At 36.1% G+C, this 19,735-nt stretch carries 11 protein-coding genes; 8 read left to right on the top strand and 3 right to left on the bottom strand.

Translation table 11 applies throughout. From position 1 onward, the window contains the following. The 3 genes from HOO91_16710 to HOO91_16700 all read left to right on the top strand — a co-directional run. Positions 1-1,031 (top strand): RHS repeat-associated core domain-containing protein (locus HOO91_16710; GenBank protein ID NOU19200.1); only part of this gene is annotated, 1,031 nt, incomplete at its 5' end. Further along, the gene (locus tag HOO91_16705; protein ID NOU19199.1) at positions 1,028-1,429 is read left to right on the top strand and encodes a hypothetical protein; all 402 of its coding nucleotides are present in this window, start codon (positions 1,028-1,030) and stop codon (positions 1,427-1,429) included. The genes HOO91_16710 and HOO91_16705, both read left to right, overlap by 4 nt. 792 nt (positions 1,430-2,221) lie before the next feature. Further along, a complete protein-coding gene (locus tag HOO91_16700; GenBank protein NOU19198.1) occupies positions 2,222-2,785 on the top strand; it encodes a transposase in 564 nt (187 codons plus the stop codon). 85 nt (positions 2,786-2,870) lie between these two features. On the opposite strand, the gene HOO91_16695 is transcribed toward HOO91_16700, so the two are convergent. Next, the gene (locus tag HOO91_16695; protein ID NOU19197.1) at positions 2,871-3,185 is read right to left on the bottom strand and encodes a type II toxin-antitoxin system RelE/ParE family toxin; all 315 of its coding nucleotides are present in this window, start codon (positions 3,183-3,185) and stop codon (positions 2,871-2,873) included. Further along, entirely contained in the window at positions 3,185-3,418 is a 234-nt protein-coding gene (locus tag HOO91_16690; GenBank protein ID NOU19196.1) for a hypothetical protein, read from the bottom strand. Before HOO91_16690 ends, HOO91_16695 begins: the two co-directional genes overlap by 1 nt. An 809-nt stretch (positions 3,419-4,227) precedes the next feature. Between HOO91_16690 and HOO91_16685 the strand changes: the two genes are divergently transcribed. The 5 genes from HOO91_16685 (at position 4,228) to HOO91_16665 (ending at position 15,802) form a co-directional block, all read left to right on the top strand. Then, positions 4,228-10,461 (top strand): M6 family metalloprotease domain-containing protein, encoded by a 6,234-nt coding sequence (locus HOO91_16685; protein ID NOU19195.1) that lies wholly within the window; start codon positions 4,228-4,230, stop codon positions 10,459-10,461. 247 nt (positions 10,462-10,708) lie between these two features. After that, entirely contained in the window at positions 10,709-11,746 is a 1,038-nt protein-coding gene (locus HOO91_16680) for a hypothetical protein (GenBank protein NOU19194.1), read from the top strand. Positions 11,747-11,782: 36 nt separating this feature from the next. Continuing rightward, positions 11,783-13,765, top strand: coding sequence for a caspase family protein (locus tag HOO91_16675; GenBank protein NOU19193.1), 1,983 nt, complete (start codon positions 11,783-11,785; stop codon positions 13,763-13,765). Positions 13,766-13,873: 108 nt separating this feature from the next. Next, positions 13,874-14,410 carry a hypothetical protein gene (locus HOO91_16670; GenBank protein NOU19192.1) on the top strand — a complete coding sequence of 179 codons (537 nt, stop codon included), beginning with the start codon at positions 13,874-13,876 and terminating at the stop codon, positions 14,408-14,410. 93 nt (positions 14,411-14,503) lie between these two features. After that, complete coding sequence (locus HOO91_16665; protein ID NOU19191.1) at positions 14,504-15,802, top strand: MFS transporter; 1,299 nt, start codon at positions 14,504-14,506, stop codon at positions 15,800-15,802. A 214-nt stretch (positions 15,803-16,016) separates the two neighbouring features. Here the strand turns inward: HOO91_16665 and HOO91_16660 are convergent, their stop codons facing one another. Further along, a complete protein-coding gene (locus HOO91_16660) occupies positions 16,017-19,682 on the bottom strand; it encodes a GHKL domain-containing protein (protein ID NOU19190.1) in 3,666 nt (1,221 codons plus the stop codon). Positions 19,683-19,735: the final 53 nt, after the last annotated feature.

Below are 19,735 nucleotides of genomic sequence, written 5' to 3'. Positions count from 1 at the left end.
GCCATGAGCACATGGCTGGATTTGGCTTAATTAATATGAATGGGAGGTTGTATGACCCTTACCTTCAAAGATTCTTAAGCCCCGATCCATTTGTACAATCACCTACCAATACCCAGAGTTACAACCGTTATACCTACTGCCTAAACAACCCGCTAGCATTCACCGATCCAACGGGGTACATTCAGCAGTCAGCCTTTGCAGATGGCTGTTATGAGTTAACACCAGCCTATTCTGCTTTTCAAAGAGCGTTTGGTTTACAAAATTTTTTACTCAATGCGGGTCGTAATAATACAATGCTAGCAATGAATCCACTTGTTGCGATTGGTTTACTAGGGAATTCAACGTCTGGCGGATCGTGGTCAAGGTCTACTGGAATGTCATATTATAAATCAGATATAGATGGGCTCAATGCTGGTTGTGATTACAACGATTACTTTAATTCTTGGGGTGAAACTGAAGCCAAAAGCAAGGCAAACGCCAGAGGAGCTTTTGCTAATAATATGACCGCTGAACAGTATCTTAAATATATGAGTTTGACCTGTTCAATTGAGGGTGGAGTTACACCCACAGGAGGAGGGGATGGATGGTTTAGTAATATTGATTGGGAAGATCTTGTTGCCCGAGCGGATGATTTTTTCACAGTTGCAGCCATGGCCGATGCTCAATTACCTATCGGAGATGTTGTCGGACTTGTAGCAGTGGGAGGCGCTAGATTAGGAAAACTATTATTTGCGACTAGCAAAGTTTTTAAATTTGGTGGTGATGAAGCGGTTATTCACTTTGGTAGGCATGCTAGCCAAATAATGCAAGTCACAGGAAAGGCTTCATATAATTTAGCAAATTATATAAGTGATGCAAATTGGATTATTAGAAATGGTACATATAGTTCTCAACTGAATGGCTATTATTATTACATGGGTAATTCTGCAAGAACAGGTGAATCACTATTTGGCTTTGTTGGCATGAAAGAAGGTGGTACTTTAATTTCTACTTTTCACATTAAAACGGTCACTCAATTAGGATTAAGATGATGAATTACAATGCATTAATTAAAAAAATTGATTGGATTGACAGAGAAGGTCAAGAAGCAGATATTCTTTTTGAAATATCCGGAAAAGTATTTTGGGCATTTTGTCATCCATGTGATTTTGAGGAAGGTGAAACAGCAACTGTTTGTTTTAACTTTATAGAAAAGGATTTACCTGAAGAAACATTTTGGGAAGAAAACAAATCCAATAAGAAAGGAATAGTCTCATTAGAAAACATTCGAGGGTATTATAATTGTTATGGTCAAATTAAAAATATTCAGCCTGTGATGATAGATTGTGGAACAATTACTTTTTCTAATGGAAATTGGATAAATGATACCGAGGCGATTGGCAAATATGTATACTTCACAATATCGAGACTTGATATCTCAAGAATATAAGTTAAAAACCTCTGGTTGCATTGAGGTTGAATCTAGTTTCTTTACTAGGCTTCTAGACTATAGACAGAATAATCCCCGTTAGGCTGAGGCTATTTAAAGAAGTTCGGCTAAGGTTCTACCCCCGTTAAGCTGAGACTGTTTAAAGAAGTTCGGCTAAGGTTCTACCTTAGTCGAACATATCTTTACAGGCTACAGCCTGCTAGGATAGAGCCAACTTACGCAAGCAGCCTAAAAACAAACAAATCAAACCACAAGTAAAATAATCGCATTTTGCGATAATAATACGGAAAGTGAGTTGTGCCTTGGCTGTTACAGCAGATTTCACACCACAGTTAAGCTGAAGCTATTTAAAGAAGTTCGGCTAAGGTTCTACCTTAGTCGAACATATCTTTGCAGGCTAATGCCTGATAGGATAAAGCCAACTTACGCAAGCAGCCTAAACCAAACGAAGCAGGTCATAAGTAAAATAATCGCATTTTTCGATAATAATACGGAAAGTGAGTTGTGACTGCAGATTTCACACCACAGTTAAGTTGAGGTCACTTCAAGAAGTTCGGCTAAGGTTCTACCTTAGTCGAACATATCTTTACAGGCTTCAGCCTGATTTGATAAAACCGACTTAGGCACAGCCTAAGCCGAACGAGGATTGATTGGGTTCGGCGGCGGCTACATGTCGCCGTCGTTCTATGAATAGTAGGCTGCACCTGAGATCAAGGTCAGCAAAATTATTAACCACTGTAAAAGCAATTGATAATGGTATAATTTGTAAATTCGCAATAGAAACTACAAAAAATGTCTACAGGTTATAAAATTGCTGAAAAGGATGGTCTTTACTATCTAACTTTTCAAATTGTTGGGTGGGTTGATTTATTTACAAGGAAAATTTACCGTGATATTGCCATCGATAGCTTTAAGTATTGCCAGCAGAATAAAGGCTTAAGCCTTTTCTCTTACGTAATTATGTCGAACCACATACATATACTTGCACAAAGCGAGCGCAATGATTTAAGCGGAATCATTAGAGATTTCAAGAACTACACGAGCAAAAAAATTTTAGAGGTAATAAATGACGGCATTGAGAGCCGTAGAGAGTGGATGAAGATGGTTTTTGAGTACCATGGAAAATTCAAGAATAAGCAGACCAACCAAGTGTGGACACATGAGAGTCATGCAGAGATAATCTATAGTCAGAATTTCATTGAACAAAAACTTGAATATATTCATGATAATCCTGTGCGAGCGGGTATCGTTACAAAGCCAGAAGATTACCTTTATTCAAGCGCAAGGAACTATGCAGGTCTCGATTATGTTCTTGATATTATTGAGATTGATATGAAATGGAAAACCGTTAAATGAATTTATACATTATACGAATTTCAGGCAAAAGCCTGAAAGGAATGAATACAAATTTCACTCCTATTTGAGTGTGGGTTTGTGTTTTTTAATGCCTGTTGGTTTTCTCTGTCCAGATTTTGGGGTTGCGATCGGTGCTAATCACAGCAAGTACTTCAACCGTACCGTTCTCTTCGTTAACATAAAAATGCACCATGTAGGGGAATTTCTTTATCAAAACACAACGAATCTCCCTGTAGCGAATGGCATAAACTTGAGGTTCTTTGCCCAGCGAATTCATCTGCTTAACCACTGTTTCCTGAAACCTTACGCCAAGTCCAGCTTGTTTTTCGTTGTACCATTCGGTAATTTTCTGAATGTCGGTAAGGGCATCGGGCTCAATCTTTATTTTGTACCTCTTCATCAGGCTTTCAGCGTTTTCTTGGCTTTGTCCCAATCCAAAAGCCTTTCAGGGTTCTTGCGTACTCTATCAAAGCGTTCCAGCACTAACTTCTGGTGAGCTTCGGGGACTTCAAGGCTTTCCTTCTCTTTCTTCAAAGCATAATCGAGTATATTCTTTATAGCGTTAATCAGGTTCACATCGTTAACCTGTTTAAACTGCTCTATGATAATCGCTTTTTGGGCTTGTACGTTCATGGTAATTACTTTACTTTGTTAAACTGCCTAATTACTTTGAATATTACAGTGCAATTTACGTTGAAAAATCAAAAAAACAATTCCAAATATTGAGAAATTAGAGATAAAGCAGGTTTTTTAAGCGTTCCCTGATTAGGCTCTGTTTGAAGAAGTTCAGCTAAGGTTCTTCCCCCGTTGGTAAGCGGAAGCCTAAGCCCAACAAATCAACCCACAAGTAAAATAATCGCAATTTGCGATAATTATACGGAAAGAGGGCTGTGCTTTGGTAGTTACAGTAGATTTGATTTTGTTGAACACTTTAAGTTGAGGCTGTTTGAAAAGGTTCATCTAAGGTTCAACCTTAGTCGAACATATCTTTACAGGCTACAGCCTGCTAGGATGGAGTCAACTTAAGTACAACTTGTTCCTCTGATAAGCGGAATTTTAAGCCCAACGAAGCAACCCACAAGCAAAATAATCGCATTTTGCGATAATAATACGGAAAATGAGCTGTACTTTGATTGTTTCAGCAGATTTCTTTTCGTGGAACTTGCAAAAACGCTTGGTTAGCAAAACGTAATCCGTGCTAAACAATGTAAGAAGCAAACAGTAAACCCAACTGTAAAAGGTTGGGTTTACTGTTCATAAAAGTGAATAACTAATAACAAAGTAGTCACCAAGTACTATTATATATATTGTTAATTATCAGGTTCTAATATGCATAATATAGAATAAATCTATCAAAATCCCAAAACCTACCTATAAAAATTTCTTTATATATATTTTTTTTATATTGACCCGTTTGAAATTACTAACCTAAAAACCTAATTATGAAGAAAATTTTTACTCTAAAATGGTTATTTGCGTTGTTTCTATTATCGGTTTTTTCTTTTGTAACCGATAAGAATGTAACGAGCAATATAACATCGACAATTGGGCAAGGAATCTACTTTTGCCCAGCTTATCCTGGTAAAATAGTATATACAAACCCTGATGGCTCAACAATTAACATCTTCCTAAAAGGGGATGAATCTTTGCATTGGGCAAAAACCGTTGATGGTTTTACCATTATTCAGGATGAAGAGGGAACATACTTCTATGCCGAACAGGATTCAAATGGCAATTTAGTTCGTTCAGATATTAAAGCGAATGATCCAACCAAGAGAACTGGAATGGAACAATCGTTTCTATCTTCAAAATCGAAAGATTTATCGTATAGTTCAAAACAATTGCAAACCGTTAAATCCGAAAGAGAGTCTATTACAAAAACGGACGGACCTCTTGAAGCATTCCCAACTGGCGGAACAAGAAAGGTTCTTATGATTTTGATGGATTTCCAAGATAAACCTTTTGCTTTTACAAAGACTGATTTTGAAAACATGATGAATCTGGAAAACTACAATGGAACTGGTAGTTTTAAAGATTTCTATGAATCAATGTCATACGGTACCTTACATTTACAAACAGTGGTTACCCCAATATATCATGCAACTGGTACAATGGCAAAATACGGTGCAAATGTTGGTACTAGTAAATATATTAATGCCAGACAATTTGTTCAGGAAGCAGTTGATGCTGCTCACGCCGATGGAATTGACTTCTCTCAATTCGATAACGATGGTGATGGTGTTTGCGATGGTGTTATTGTTGTGCATTCTGGTTATGGCGAGGAAGCTGGTGCCTCTCCAAATACTCTTTGGTCGCACAAATGGAGTCTTGGAGCATTGGCAAGAAATTATAATGGTGTTTTAGTTGATGCATACAACGTTGACCCTGAATTATCTGGTTCTTCTGGCTCAGCAATGACTAATATCGGTGTTATTTGCCATGAATTTGGCCATGCACTTGGCCTACCCGATTTATATGATATTGACTATTCAGGCGCATTCGATGCTGGTAACTGGGATTTAATGGCTGGTGGTTCATGGAATAATAATGGTATTACTCCTTCAAGTCTGTCAGTATGGTGTAAAACTTTCCTTGGATGGTCAAGCCCAACTGTAATTTCAACCCCTGGTACTGGTAAAACAGTAAACTCATCAGTTGCAAATAATAGCTTCTTCAGGGTAAACAGCACCACCGATAATGAGTATTTTCTTATTGAAAATCGTCAAAAAACTTTGTGGGATCAATATATTCCAGGTCATGGTATGGTAATATGGCATATTGATGATAATTGGAATGCTTCTCATCGCGGGGTTAATGATGATCCAACCCATCAAGGCGTTGATCTTGTTGAAGCTGATAATATTCAAACGGCAGCAACTGTTACTGGAGATCCATTCCCAGGAACAGCTAACGTAACCTCATTTACTGATTTAACTACCCCTAACTCAAAGTCATGGGCAGGGAAAAGTACTTGGAAACCGATAGTAAATATTGCAGAAAACTTAGGAGTAGTTTCTTTTGATTTTATGCAGAATATGCCTACGACCGATGCAACCATAACCGGAATTACAGCCCCAGCAGGTAACACATGTGGTTTAACAAGTACAGAGACAATTACAGTTGTAATCAAAAATAATGCAACAACTGATATTACAACAGGATCGGTAAGTTTTCAGATTAATGCTTTGACCCCTGTTTCAGAAACATTTAACATCACAATTGCAGCAGGAGCTTCTGCGCCTTACACCTTTACTGCAACAGCAGATTTGTCAGTAGTGGGTTCATACACAATTAAATCAACTGTAACTGTTACAGGTGATGGAAACACAGACAATGATGTCTACAGCAAATCTATAATTAACTTCCCAGTTGCTTTAGCTACAATGCCATTTACCGAAGATTTTGAAGGAACATTCCCACCAACCAATTGGACAATTCTTAACCCTGATAATTCTACAACTTGGGCTCAAGCCGCAATTGCTGGGAATGGTGCTAGTACAAAAGCCGCTAAGATGGATTGTTGGAATTATACTGCTACTGGTCAACTTGATGGATTGGTAACCCCGAAAATTGATTTATCAGGTGCAACTCAACCAACCCTTACCTTTAAGGTTGCTTACCATATGACAGCTGCCGATGGATTAGGTGTTTACGTTTCAACTAACAGTGGTGCAACCTTTACAAAGGTTTATTATAAAGAGGGTTCGGAACTTCAAACTACAACCAATTATGACCCAAGCTTAGGGATGACCCCCGCTACTGCTAATGAGTGGCGATTGGAGAGCATCGACCTAACCCCATATGTTGGAAGCAGCGTTATGATTAAATTCGAATCGTTTAATAATTTTGGCGATAATCTTTATATTGATGATGTTGCAGTATCTGAACCTTCGTGTGTAACCCCAACATTGCAAGCAAAAGATTTTAATGCAAGTGCTCTTGCTTTAACATCGTTAACCGCAAATTGGACTCGTGGTAACGGTGCTGGTGTAATAGTTGTTTATAAACAAGATACTCCAGTTGATTTTTCACCTGTAAATGGAACTGATTACACCTCACTGGTTGGAACAGATCTAGGTACTGGTAATATTCTAGCTTATGTAGGAACAGGAACAACAAATAATATAACTGGATTAAATGCTGCAAAAACATACTATTTCGCAATATATGAGTATTCTGCAACTAACTGTTATAAAGTTCCTTCATTAGTTGGAACAGCAGCAACACTTGGTACTCCATCTGTAGTAACCAGAACCATAACAAATATAAATATTCTTGCTGCAACAATTGGTGGCGAGGTAACATCTGATGGTGGCGATGTAGTTACCGAAAGAGGATTTGTTTGGAATACAGCGGGTAAAGCAACTTTGGCTGATAACCATATTGCTGTTGGTGCTGGTGTAGGTACTTTCCAACAGGCAATTACCCTAAGTAAACTTGCAACTTATTATGTAAGAACTTATGCTACAAACAGCTACGGAACAGTATATGGTAACGATCTATCATTTACTCCCACAGCTGGTTGTGATAAAATGTCATTTGCATCTACATTATCACAAATAGTAACTGGTGGCGCATATACAGACCTAGGTACAGATGGTTCTGCTATTACAGTTGCCAATAACGATAATGCAAACTCATCGGCTATTGATATAGGTTTCCCATTTAACTTTAACTGTGGTACTTTTAGTAAGTTTATTTTAAACACCAATGGTTTCATTAAACTGGGAGATACACCACCTTCAACGGCTGCTTTGTTCTATTCTACATATAGTGGAATGGTTGGAGGTGTATTCAATAGTACAAGTTTGGATGATATAAACTTTATTAGTCCATTCAATCACGATTTAACTGCTGGTACAGGAACTCCTGAATTCAGGGTGTATACCGAAGGTACCACTCCAAATCGAATAACCACTGTTCAGTTTAAAAATTTAAGCGATAAGGTTAAGACTGGTGGACCCGTTCAGTACTCAAACTTATCTTTCCAAATAAAACTCTACGAAACTACAAATGTTATTGAGTTTGTTTATGGAACCTTTACTCCAACAGCAAATGCATCAACATTTAAAACAGTAGCAGTTGGATTAAGAGGATTCTCAATTGGAGCTGAAAATACAGTATGTATTACCAAGGGCTCAACAAGTGCTTGGACTGCTGGTTCATTTTTAGATGGTAATTATACTGGAAACGCATTCAATATAAGACTTTCACCTGTCCCTACTGCTGGTTTAAAGTATAGATTTACACCTCGTCAGGCTAATGACATATCTGTTAAAGAGGTTTATACTATGGCTCAGTTGCCATTAAACTACGGTGCTCCTCACATTGTTTCTGCAGCTATCTCCAATGAGGGTACTTCAGTTCAAACAAATATTGATGTTACCTTAAACATCACAGGAGCAAATACTTTTAGCCCTGCTGTAGTAAATATACCAACAATTAATCCAGGTGAAGTAAAAGTGGTAAGTTTTGCTTCTTTCACACCTAGTGTTACTGGTGCAAATGTTATTACTGTTTCTATTCCTTCTGATGATATAAACACCAATAATACAAAATCAATTAATCAAACAGTAACCACTGGAACATACAGTTATTCAGATCCTGCCAGTACTGCTTCAAGTGCTTACTCAGGAAGTTTTATTGGAGCATGTAAATATCATGTTACAGGTACTGCCTACATTGCTTCAGTTGATGCAATGATTTTGAACAATGCTGTAATGACAGGTCTTACTACAACTGCCTATGTAATGGATGCTAGCGGAGCAATAATTGGACAATCAAATCCATTTACTGTTGCGGCAGGCAATTTAGGTACCTGGGTTACATTTACAATTCTTACACCACCTTCTATTACTAATGCTGATTATTATGTTGGTCTATCATGCGCTGGTGGCTACTTTGGTTCATATCAAGCAGAAAACCCATCAAGAAGTGGAGCATTCTTTAAAATTCCTGTAGGTGGTGGAATTCCAAGTGAGTTTGGCAATAATGCAAGGTTAATGTATAGAGCAAATGCTTACCCATCGCTTCAAACAATCACCTTTAATGCTCTACCTGCAAAGGTTTATGGTGATGCCGATTTTGATGCAGGGGCAACTACTACCTCTCCACTAACTGTAACTTACACAAGTTCAAATACTGCTGTAGCTACTGTTACGGGTAGTACAATTCATATTGTTGGTGCTGGTTCTACTACAATTAAAGCATCGCAAGCGGGTGATGCTAACTATGCACCTGCAAATAGCGTTTCTCAAACATTAACTGTTTCAAAGGCTACTGCAACTATTAATATTAGCAATACCACCCAAACCTACGATGGTTTAGCAAAACCTGTTACAACCGTAACTACTCCTTTAGGTTTGACTGTTAATGTTACCTATGATGGCTCAACAACTGTTCCAACCAATGCCAGTACATATGCTGTAGTTGCTACTATTAATGATGCTAACTATCAGGGGACTCAAAGTGGTTCGTTAACCATAAGTAAAGCAGAACTAACTATTACTGCCGATAACCAAACAAAAACTTATGGTGCAACTAACCCAACATTAACTTTCCACTATAGCGGATTTGTTAATAGTGAAACTGAAGCTGTTCTTTCAACTGCTCCAACAGCAATTACTAGTGTCGATGCAACCACCGTTGTAGGTACTTATAATGGAGCAATAACAGTTTCTGGTGCTGTTTCCAATAACTACACTTTCACCTATGTTGATGGCAACTTTACTGTAACTAAGGCACCTTTAACTATTACTGCTGATGATCAAACAAAGGTTTATGGAACTGTTAATCCAACTTTAACATTCCAGTATAGCGGTTTTGTAAATAATGAAACTGCCTCTGTTCTAACAACTGAACCTACTGCCAACACAACAATCGATGCAACCACCGTTGTTGGAGTATATACTGATGCTATTACAGTTTCTGGTGGGGTTGATGAAAATTATTCTTTTAGCTATGTTGCCGGTGATTTTACTATTACCAAAGCTACTGCTACAATTAACATCACAAACACCACCCAAACCTACGATGGTTCAGCAAAACCAGTAACTACCGCTACCACCCCAGTAGATTTGACTGTTGATGTTACTTATGATGGTTCAGCAACTGCTCCAACCAATGCTGGTACTTACGCTGTTGTGGCTACTATTAATGATGCTAACTATCAGGGAACTCAGAATGGTTCATTGACTATTAGTAAGGCTACAGCTACCATTACAATTACCAATACAACTCAGGTATATAATGGTACAGCAAAAACAGTTACTGTTACTACAGTTCCTGCTAACCTTAACTATACCGTTACCTACGATGGTTCTGTTACAGCACCAACCAATACTGGTAATTATGCAGTTGTTGTTACAGTTAATGAACCTAATTATCAGGGAACTCAAAATGCTACACTACAGATTACACCTGGTACTGGTGTAGATCCTAATGATTTGAACTCGATAATGATTTACTCTAATACTACGGATATTTTTGTAGAAATCCCCGTACTTGAAGGAGCTGCTCAACTTGGTATTTTCAACATACTTGGAGCGCAAGTTCATTCAACAGTTAATCTAATTCAAGGATTAAATAAAATTGAAGGAAACTTTATTTCTGGTACATATATCGTTAAGGTAGTGGTTGGGAAAAAGGTTTACACTCAAAAGGTTCTTCTTAAATAGTAACTATTTCAAATAACCTGTAAAGAACAGGTTCTAGATTATAAGGTGAAGGCTACTCTCAATGGGTAGCCTTCATTTTTATTATTGATGATATCCCGATAGTCTCTATATCTATTCTAATTGGTTTACAATTGATAATGCAGCTCTCACATATCATTATCGACCTTACATCAAAAATGGATAATATAGTTTGGTAATGGAATGCTTTTTATTTCCTATTTTTACCTAGATAAGAGCTTTTAATACTATGATAAAACTTTACCTTTACAGCATCCTTTTTCTTATTGCAATTGTCATTATTCCAAGCAATTCCAAAAGTCAAGAGAAAAATAATTTTGAGAAAACTTTTTTAAAAGAGACCAGTGAATCTCAAAACAGATCGTCAAATAAGTTTAAAAATTTGACAAAACTAAGCTTCTACCCAGATACACTACCTACTTGGTTTTTTACACCACCGCAGAGTGCTATGAATTGCATTTACGCTGTTGGAATTTCCGATCCCGATATGGAATCGGCTCAAGCAAAAGAAATGGCCATTCATAGAGCTAAAGCAATGGCAGGGATATATCTTAATGCTAAACTTCAATATTTTAGGGATGTATACACTTCCGATAAGCAGTCAGGCAGGTATTCCGATTTTCGGCAACGATACGATACTTACTTTAAAGTTTCCTCGGCATCAAAAATTGATGATGCTTCTTTTGCTGTCTTGGATAGCCACATGACACGCTATAACGAATCGATGATACTTATTAAATATGAACCTAAGGAATTAAAGACTGAAAGTAATAATATACTTTCAGTGGTGGGTTCAGTACTTTATATTGAAGCACAAGTTGCCGATGCTTTTGAAGTTCAGGCTGAGTATGAACTATTATCGGCATTGCGTCAATCAGAAAATGTAACTCAATCAGCACATTATCTATATCGCGAGAAAGGAAATAAGTTTCTATCCAACTCTGAATATTTAAACAACAAAATTGAATTCCCGGTTTATATTTATAAATATACAGCTCCCACTGAGGATAAAAATATTCCTCCTCTAATCAGCTATAATGGACTGTGGAGCAAATTTACCCGGGAACTTCTTCGCAACTTGACTCTCTCCACACAACAAACCAAAACTAGAATCAAAAACCTAGGAGAAAAATATAACCCGTCAACATCTAACCTTACACGCGAAACCGTTTCTTACCTTGCCCAGCTAAAATTAAATGGCATTGTATTTGAGAGGGACACTATGAAACTTGATTTAAACATAAACGAAATATTTACTCCCAAATAATAAACTATATTTTCAGAACCTATAAAACTTTAAAATATGAGCAAAAGATTTAGAACAATCTTATCAGTAATGGCGGTAATATTGCTTAGTGCAATTTCCGCATTAGCTCAAGATTTCACTAACATTTCAGCAAAACAATTTGGCGAAAAAGTTAACCTTGAGTATGCAATTTCAGGTGAAAGCCTTGGACAAATGTTCAACGTAACACCTTATTATTCTCTTGACGCTGGCAAAACTTTTTTGCCAATGAAAAGCGTTTCGGGTAACGTAGGGGCTAACGTTCCTGGTGGAAGAAATCAAATCATCATCTGGGATGTTCTGAAGGACATGAAAGAACTCGACGGAGATGTTATGTTTAAACTAACCGCCGACACAAAATCAACACTTCCTACACAAGATGAGGTTGGTAAGGTAAATTTCAAAATTGAAAGTTTACATCATCTGAATAAAAATAGTTTAGAGATGATGCTTACTATTACCAACAATGGTCCAACCCGTGATCTGAAAATGATTAATGGGTTAATTACAATCACTGACTTTAAAAAGCAAAAATACGATGCACAGCGAGGTACTTTAGGTGATGTTCAAGGAAATGAACGCTACTCAACCCCAACAAAAACTTTAAAGAACGGTGAGACGGTAAAAGCAGTTTTTACTTTTGATAGAGTTCCAGAAGATTTGAACCGAGCCATGAAACTCGATCTTGGTATTGAGCTTATTACTTATGATGGTTATGGACTAGATCTCAAAATAGGAAAAGTAAAGTTCCAAGATTTACCAATTACTGCAGTAAAAACTCTTGGAATGAAAGTTGAAGTTTCAAAGAAACTTGAAGCTGCATCAAGTCCATCACATCTTACCATTAAAAAAGTTGAGGTTGTAGATAAAAACCCTCCTGTACTTACTGTTACAAGCCCAGAAAATGTTGTTCTTTCAGGGAAAGAAGCAACTCGTGGTCGTCCTTATGGTCAATTATCAAGTGGAATGCACGATAAACGCTTAAGAGCATTAAGTACTGGTGAGGAATTTGCAACTACTGAATCGAATATAACAGTTAAAGGGAAGGCCGCTGATGAAAGTGGTTTATACGAGGTTGTTATAAACGGTCTTGAAGCAAAGTTAAGTTCCGATGGAACCTTTGAAGCAATTGTTTCTCTTTCCGTAGGAAAAAACGAAATTGCAATTAGAGCATTGGATGTAAGGCAAAATAGCGTTGAGAAGAAATTTTTTGTCCTTAGAAAATCTACTTCTGGTGCAACTGCAAAAGGGGAAGCTGAAGAGTTAGATCTTCTTTTTAACAATACTGAGAAGAGAGCACCAAAATACTATGCTCTTATCCTTGGTGCAAATGATTATCAGGATCCTCAAATTCCAACTCTTGATCAACCGATTAGCGATGCTGCAAAACTTTCCTTAGCATTAACAACCCGTTACACCTTTAATCAAGAAGATGTGACATTTATAAAAAACCCAACTAGAGAGCAAATAATCAACGAATTAGATCGGTTAACCCGTAAAGTAACTAAGAACGACAACATTCTTGTTTTCTATGCTGGACATGGCTACTGGGATCAGCAAACTGATTTTGGGTACTGGCTTCCTGTGGATTCAAAATCCAATACCACATCAAATTGGCTCGCAAATAGCCAGATAAAGGATTATGTTGCAGCAATAAAGTCAAAACACACCCTTTTAATCACTGATGCTTGCTTTGGTGGTAGTATTTTTAGAAATCGTAAAACATTTGAGGAAACCTCAGCTGCAAAGAACAAACTTTATGATAATCCCAGTCGACAGGCGATGACGAGTGGAGCACTAACAGTTGTTCCCGATAAGAGTTTATTTCTTGAGTACCTTGTTAAAAGGTTGAATGAAAATACCAAAGATTATCTTACTGCAGAAGAACTTTTCAGCAGTTTTAAAACTGATGTAATGAATGGAAGCCCTGTTACACCTATGTATGGTGATATTAAGGATACTGGCGATGAAGGTGGCGAATTTATGTTTGTGAAAAAATAAAGAAAAAGATACCCACTAAAGTAAAGTGGGTATCTTTTTACTAAATTTACCCAACAACTTGAAAAAATCAACGTACAACTATCCAGTTTAATCTTAAAAAAAACCATTATGAACAAACTTATACTCCGAAGTCTAAAAATATCCATGATACTTCTATTCCTAGTATCTGTAAACCTTAGTTTTGCTCAAGATGATCCTAAAGTAAAGAAACTTCAAGATAAGGTTGATGCAGCAAAATTAAAATTTGATAAGGCTGATGCTAAAGTAGTCTCTGCTGATAGCCTTATTCAAGTTGGGCAGGAAATGTCAAAAGAAGCTGAAGGTGAACTTAAGTCTTTAGAGAGTGAACTTAAATCGCTTGATAAAGAGTATTTCTCGAACACTAAACCTCTTGAAAAACAGCTGAGATCTAAGGATAAAGAGACAGTTACACAAGCAAAAGCTGAATTAAAAACATTAGATACTAAGTATAAAGCTGATTCTAAAGAGATAAATAACAAAATCAAAGCTTCTACTAAAAAGTATGAAACTGGTAATAAATTGAAAATAAAAGGAAAAGAGGCTCTAAATAAAGCTAAGGATGCAAAAAAAGAAGCCGAAAAAGCACTGAAAGAAGCCGAGAAAAGTCTGAACAAAAAGAGTTAATTTTATAAGATATTTTTTTATTCAAAAAAAACAGCTGTTCTTTAATGAATGGCTGTTTTTATATTTAGATAATCAATCCTGATGATAAAAACTATGGAAGTTAAATCTGCTAAAACTAATGTTTATAAGTCATTTCCAAAGAACTTTTGGACAGTAATTGTAATGGAATTCTTTGAAAGGGGTTCCTATTATGGTGTGATGTCAGTTCTTTCAGTTTATTTAATTTTGGATACAAATCAGGGAGGATTAGGCTTTTCGAAAGAGGGTGTAGGTGTTATTAAAAGTGTTATTACACCATTACTCTACTTTCTACCTATACTATCAGGGGCAATTGCGGATCAATTTGGCTACCGAAAAACCTTAATGTTTGCCTTTATTGTAATGAGTTTAGGGTATTTCTGTACCAGTATTAGCACATCCTATTTTGCCGTTTTTCTTAGCCTACTGCTTATGGTAACTGGAGCAGGAACCTTTAAACCTATAATATCTGGAACAATTGCCCGATCAACAGATCAAAGTAATTCCGCTTTAGGTTTTGGAATTTATTACTGGTCTATCAACCTTGGAGCATTTCTTTTTCCGTTAATTTTAATCCCATTCCTTAAGAATATTGGCTGGTCTTATATATTTCTTATGGCATCAGCATTTACTGGTTCAATGCTCATCTTAAATATCTTTATTTTCAAAGAGCCTCAAAGAGCCACAACCTCAAAATCAATCATAGATGTTTTTAAAGGAATGGTATTGGTTTTAAAGGATTACCGATTTTTCCTTATGATTCTAATTTATTCCGGCTTTTGGGTAATGTATTTTCAGATGTTTGATGCTGTACTTTGGTATTTAAAGGAGTATATTGATATGGCTCCTGTGAATAATGTAGTTAATTCATTCCTATCTATATTTAAAGAGAACCCTCAATGGGCTTTTGATGCTGAACACGTTACAGTAATTTCAGCAGGAACAATAATTCTACTCCAACTTGTTATATCAAATATTGTAAAAAACAAAAAGGCACTGCCAACCATAATTATTGGTATTACATTTGGAACAATTGGAATGGGAATTATTGCATTGTCAACACAAGCATGGGTCTTCTTAATGGGATTGGTGGTATTTTCTATTGGTGAGATGACGGCTCACCCAAAGTTCATTTCCTATATTGGATTGATTGCGCCTGAAGAAAATAAAGCCCTTTACCTTGGATATTCTTTCCTTTATGGTGTAATAGGTAGTTTTATAGCTGGTATTTTAGGTGCATTTTCATATGTGAGATTAATTACAAAAATGGGACGTCCAGACCTGTTTTGGTTTATGTTCTCTATGATTGGGGTTGCAACAATTATTGGTCTTTTACTTTATAATAAATACTTGGCACCTAAAAAAGATGTTTAATCACAATGTTTCTGAGTACGTAGATTTCAGGGATATTTTGGTTATATGAGTATCCGTTTAGATTACTATTTCAATAAACATACTTAGTTGTCATTCCGGGCGAAGTCCCGGAATCTGGATGTAAACAATGGGATTCCTGCATTCGCAGGAATGACAGGATAAAGGTTTGATTTTGTTATTTAAACGGACACTCATATTGGTTATTATTCTGAATCTAATTATTGGAATTCAATGGCAGTTCCACAAAAAACTTTGTTCCTTTACCTAATTCCGTTTCAAACCATATCTTACCGCCCGTACTCTCAACAATTCCCTTTACAATTGCCAAACCAAGCCCCATACCACTGGATTTTGTGGTAAAATTTGGGCTAAATAATTTTGGACTAAGTTCATCGGGTATACCTTTACCATTGTCTTCAACACTAACAATCACTGTTTTATCTTTACAAGATAACTCAATTTTAATATCCCCTCTTTTCCCTTTTTCAATGGACTGAACGGCGTTTTTAGTAAGATTTACAAAAACTCTAAATAGCTGCTCTCTATCCCCCTTAACAGTAATCTGTCTACCACACCCATTAACATAGGTGAATTTAATATTGTTATACCCTGAGAATAAGGTCAATATTTCATCAACAATTGAATTCATATTTACCTCAACAATAGATGAAACGGGCATCTTAGCGAAGTTTGAAAACTCAGTTGCTATATTCGATAAACTATTTATTTGATCAATAAGGGATACAGAAAACTTCTGAAACATCAAATCCCAATTCTCGCTCCCCTCCTGTTTTACCTTAATTAAATGCTGAAGGCTAAGTTTCATGGGAGTTAAAGGGTTTTTAATTTCATGTGCAATTTGCCTAGCCATTTCGCGCCAAGCACTCTCACGTTGACTTCTAGCTAACTTCTCAGCACTATCAGCAAGTTCCAGTACCATCCTATTGTACTCCTTTACTAGTTGGCCTAACTCATCCTCGCTAATATATTTTATAGGTTCATTATGACCTGAAATATCTACATTACGTATTTTCTCTCTAATTAACTCAAGTGGCTTGGAAATCTGATTCGATATTATTATCGCCACAACAAAAGCAAATAGCGTGATTAGCGCATATATATTGATAATTGCAACAATTATAGAATAGAGTTCAAGTATAAATTCCCCTTGACGTGTAAAATACGGTAAATTAAGGTAGCCTATGATATTACTGTTCTGATCAATTAATGGAACATAAGCCGAAAGGAAGGACATATTACCTATCTTTTCCTTATGAATAATTTTTTGGGTATTGCAGTAGGCCATTTCATACCAAGCGGCTGGATTCATATTTCTTCCCTGCAATTTTCTTTCGAATATTTCGGGGCGGGATGAACCAAGCAATATGCCAGATGTACTGTAAAGGTTAATGTCAGAATAAAAAATATTTGATAGCTGAAATAGTTTATTTGATAGAAAATCGTAGTTGGATGGTGTAAATAGATCTTCTTTTCCGTAATCTCGTTCTATCTCAACCATCACAGACAGTAGTTTCTCGCTAAGATTATCGATGCTTCTTTTCTCAAAACTCTTAATGCTATAAATAACTGAAACCGTTGCTACTAGAATAAGTGAAAGAAAAACGACTAAGATCATTGCAGTCTTTATCCTATACTTGAAACTGGATATTTCAGATCTTGTTCTTATTGGGAATAATGCTAGTTTGAACAAGAGTGTAAGTACGAGTCCAAAAAAGAAGAATATGTAAGCAAATGATGCCGTTGTATTTAGTAACGTTTCTCGGGGTCTGCTGATTATAACAATATCGTCATCATCGTTTCTGTAAACCAGATGGTTATATTTGCCAAGATTTGTGAAGTCAAACTTTTGAGTTGAATCGAGCTTAAATGTACTCTCTAGCCTGTAGGAATAATCACCCGTTTGAGCTATTAGCTGATTTTGGTGATATTTCGCTGTAGAGTAAACAGGAAGTTTTGATTTGCTAATAAATTTTTCCTCAAGAAGCAATTCAGGGTACCCCAACTGCTCAAGATTCATTTTTGAATCAAATTCGATATAAAGTCTGGATGTCCTAGATTTGTGATTACATTCTGCATATCCAATGTAATTTATTCGTCCATTTTGAGTATTCAAAAAATAGAACGATGTACCTGGAATGCTTATGCCATAAACATTTATCAAATCATTAAAAAATCCATTACAGTCAACCTTTTGATCGGAATTATCCATTATAAGATCAGACCCCGGATAGCAGACTGTTGCTCGAAAATTATATTTTTTAAAATATCCATTAAAGTATGAGTTCTGCAAATAACCGTACATCTCAATATCATGCTTTTGAATATCTTCCAGATATTGATGTACTATCGTATCAGCCTCTAATCTCCTCTTAAGAGAACTAAATAAGGTCTCCGCTATTGGATCTCTTTCGTTACTAAGATTAATTGCCAATACCTTTCGTACTTCACGATCTTTACGATATGTAAAGTCTGATACTAAAAGAACGGCGTAAAGCGCAAGAAAACATAACAAAACCAAAAACCATGATGTTGAAATCTGAAGATTCCTATATCTAAGTCTAAAGAGTAAACTAAACGTGGCTATGGCCCAAAGTAATCCGTAAATTGTAGGCATATAACCCAATGTAATGCCAATGGTATATGCTCCAATGAAACCAAATAGTGCATTTAAAGCTAAGGTTGACTCATTAAAAATTTTCCTGAAAATGCTTGTCCATAAATCTGTAAGGAGCAATGAAGAAACAATCCAAAAAGATATGGCAACATAGCAAAGGAGCGAAAATATTGAAAGGTTAAAAATTCTATAGGTTTCTAAAGTAATAGTAGAATGCATTATAAGCGATGAAAAAAGACTATCAACCAAAATATAGACACCCCAAACTAAAGCGGATAAAACGATAACATAGATTTTTTTAAACCTAATGGATACTGTGATACTGGAAAGTCTGTATTTCCTATAAATCAGCAATACTAAAGTGAAGACAAGAATAGCATTTATTAGAAAATCTCCAAGAGAGGGATTTAATGTTGAATGGGCATATATTTCTGGACTAAAAAGCTCTCCTAACCCACGGTTTGGATATCCAAACTCTAAACTCAATAACCTAAGAAGAATGATTAAACTCGTACTAGTAATTGAAAATAGCAAATGCTTATTCCTAAAATATTGGTGATTGAAAAAAGTAAACACAACTCCTAGCAACGACAAGAATGATATCCATTGAAGAATAGATTTGATAATACTGTACCAGTCGTTATGTTGCTTTTTACTGTTCTTAAAACTAATAGTTGTGCCATCTTTTAGCATTAATTTCTTAGTATTATTATCGTTCTGCTCAGCAATTACATACCCATTCAAATCATTGAATTTAGGGTTATAGCCATTCTCCAGAAACTTATTTTGATATGGGTATTCATGCTTCAATAGAAGTAATGCTAACACCTTATCACTCTTTTCAGTCGCCCACTGTCCAACATACCAAGTGTTTTGATTATTACAGAGAAAATATTTTGATTTATCAATCGCATTACTTTTAAAATCAAGGCTATTGGACCAAAAAACGAGTTTATCATTTCTAAAAAGTAGAATTGAAATATTTTTTTCAGCCAATTCCTCACTTAAACTGTCTGTGTAAATTTTAAAAACCCTGCTAATACCATATCTACTAGATTTATCGAGGAAAAATTGAGCGTAACGTTCTGCTTCATTTAAATCCTTTTGGATTTTTCTTTCAATTTTTTTGAAGTTAGGTTCAGATCTAGACAGAGATGATAATATAGATGGCGAATATTCCGAAAGTAAAAAGAAGCCAATAGCCGCAATTGAAAGGATAGCTGAATGAAACCATTTATAATTCATAGCTGTTTTTTTTGGACTTTAATTGCATCAAAAACTAAGCCGCTTCTTATATT

This window comes from Bacteroidales bacterium, assembly GCA_013141385.1.
Classification (GTDB): Bacteria; Bacteroidota; Bacteroidia; order Bacteroidales; family Tenuifilaceae; genus UBA8529.
This window is presented reverse-complemented; position numbering and strand designations above follow the sequence as displayed.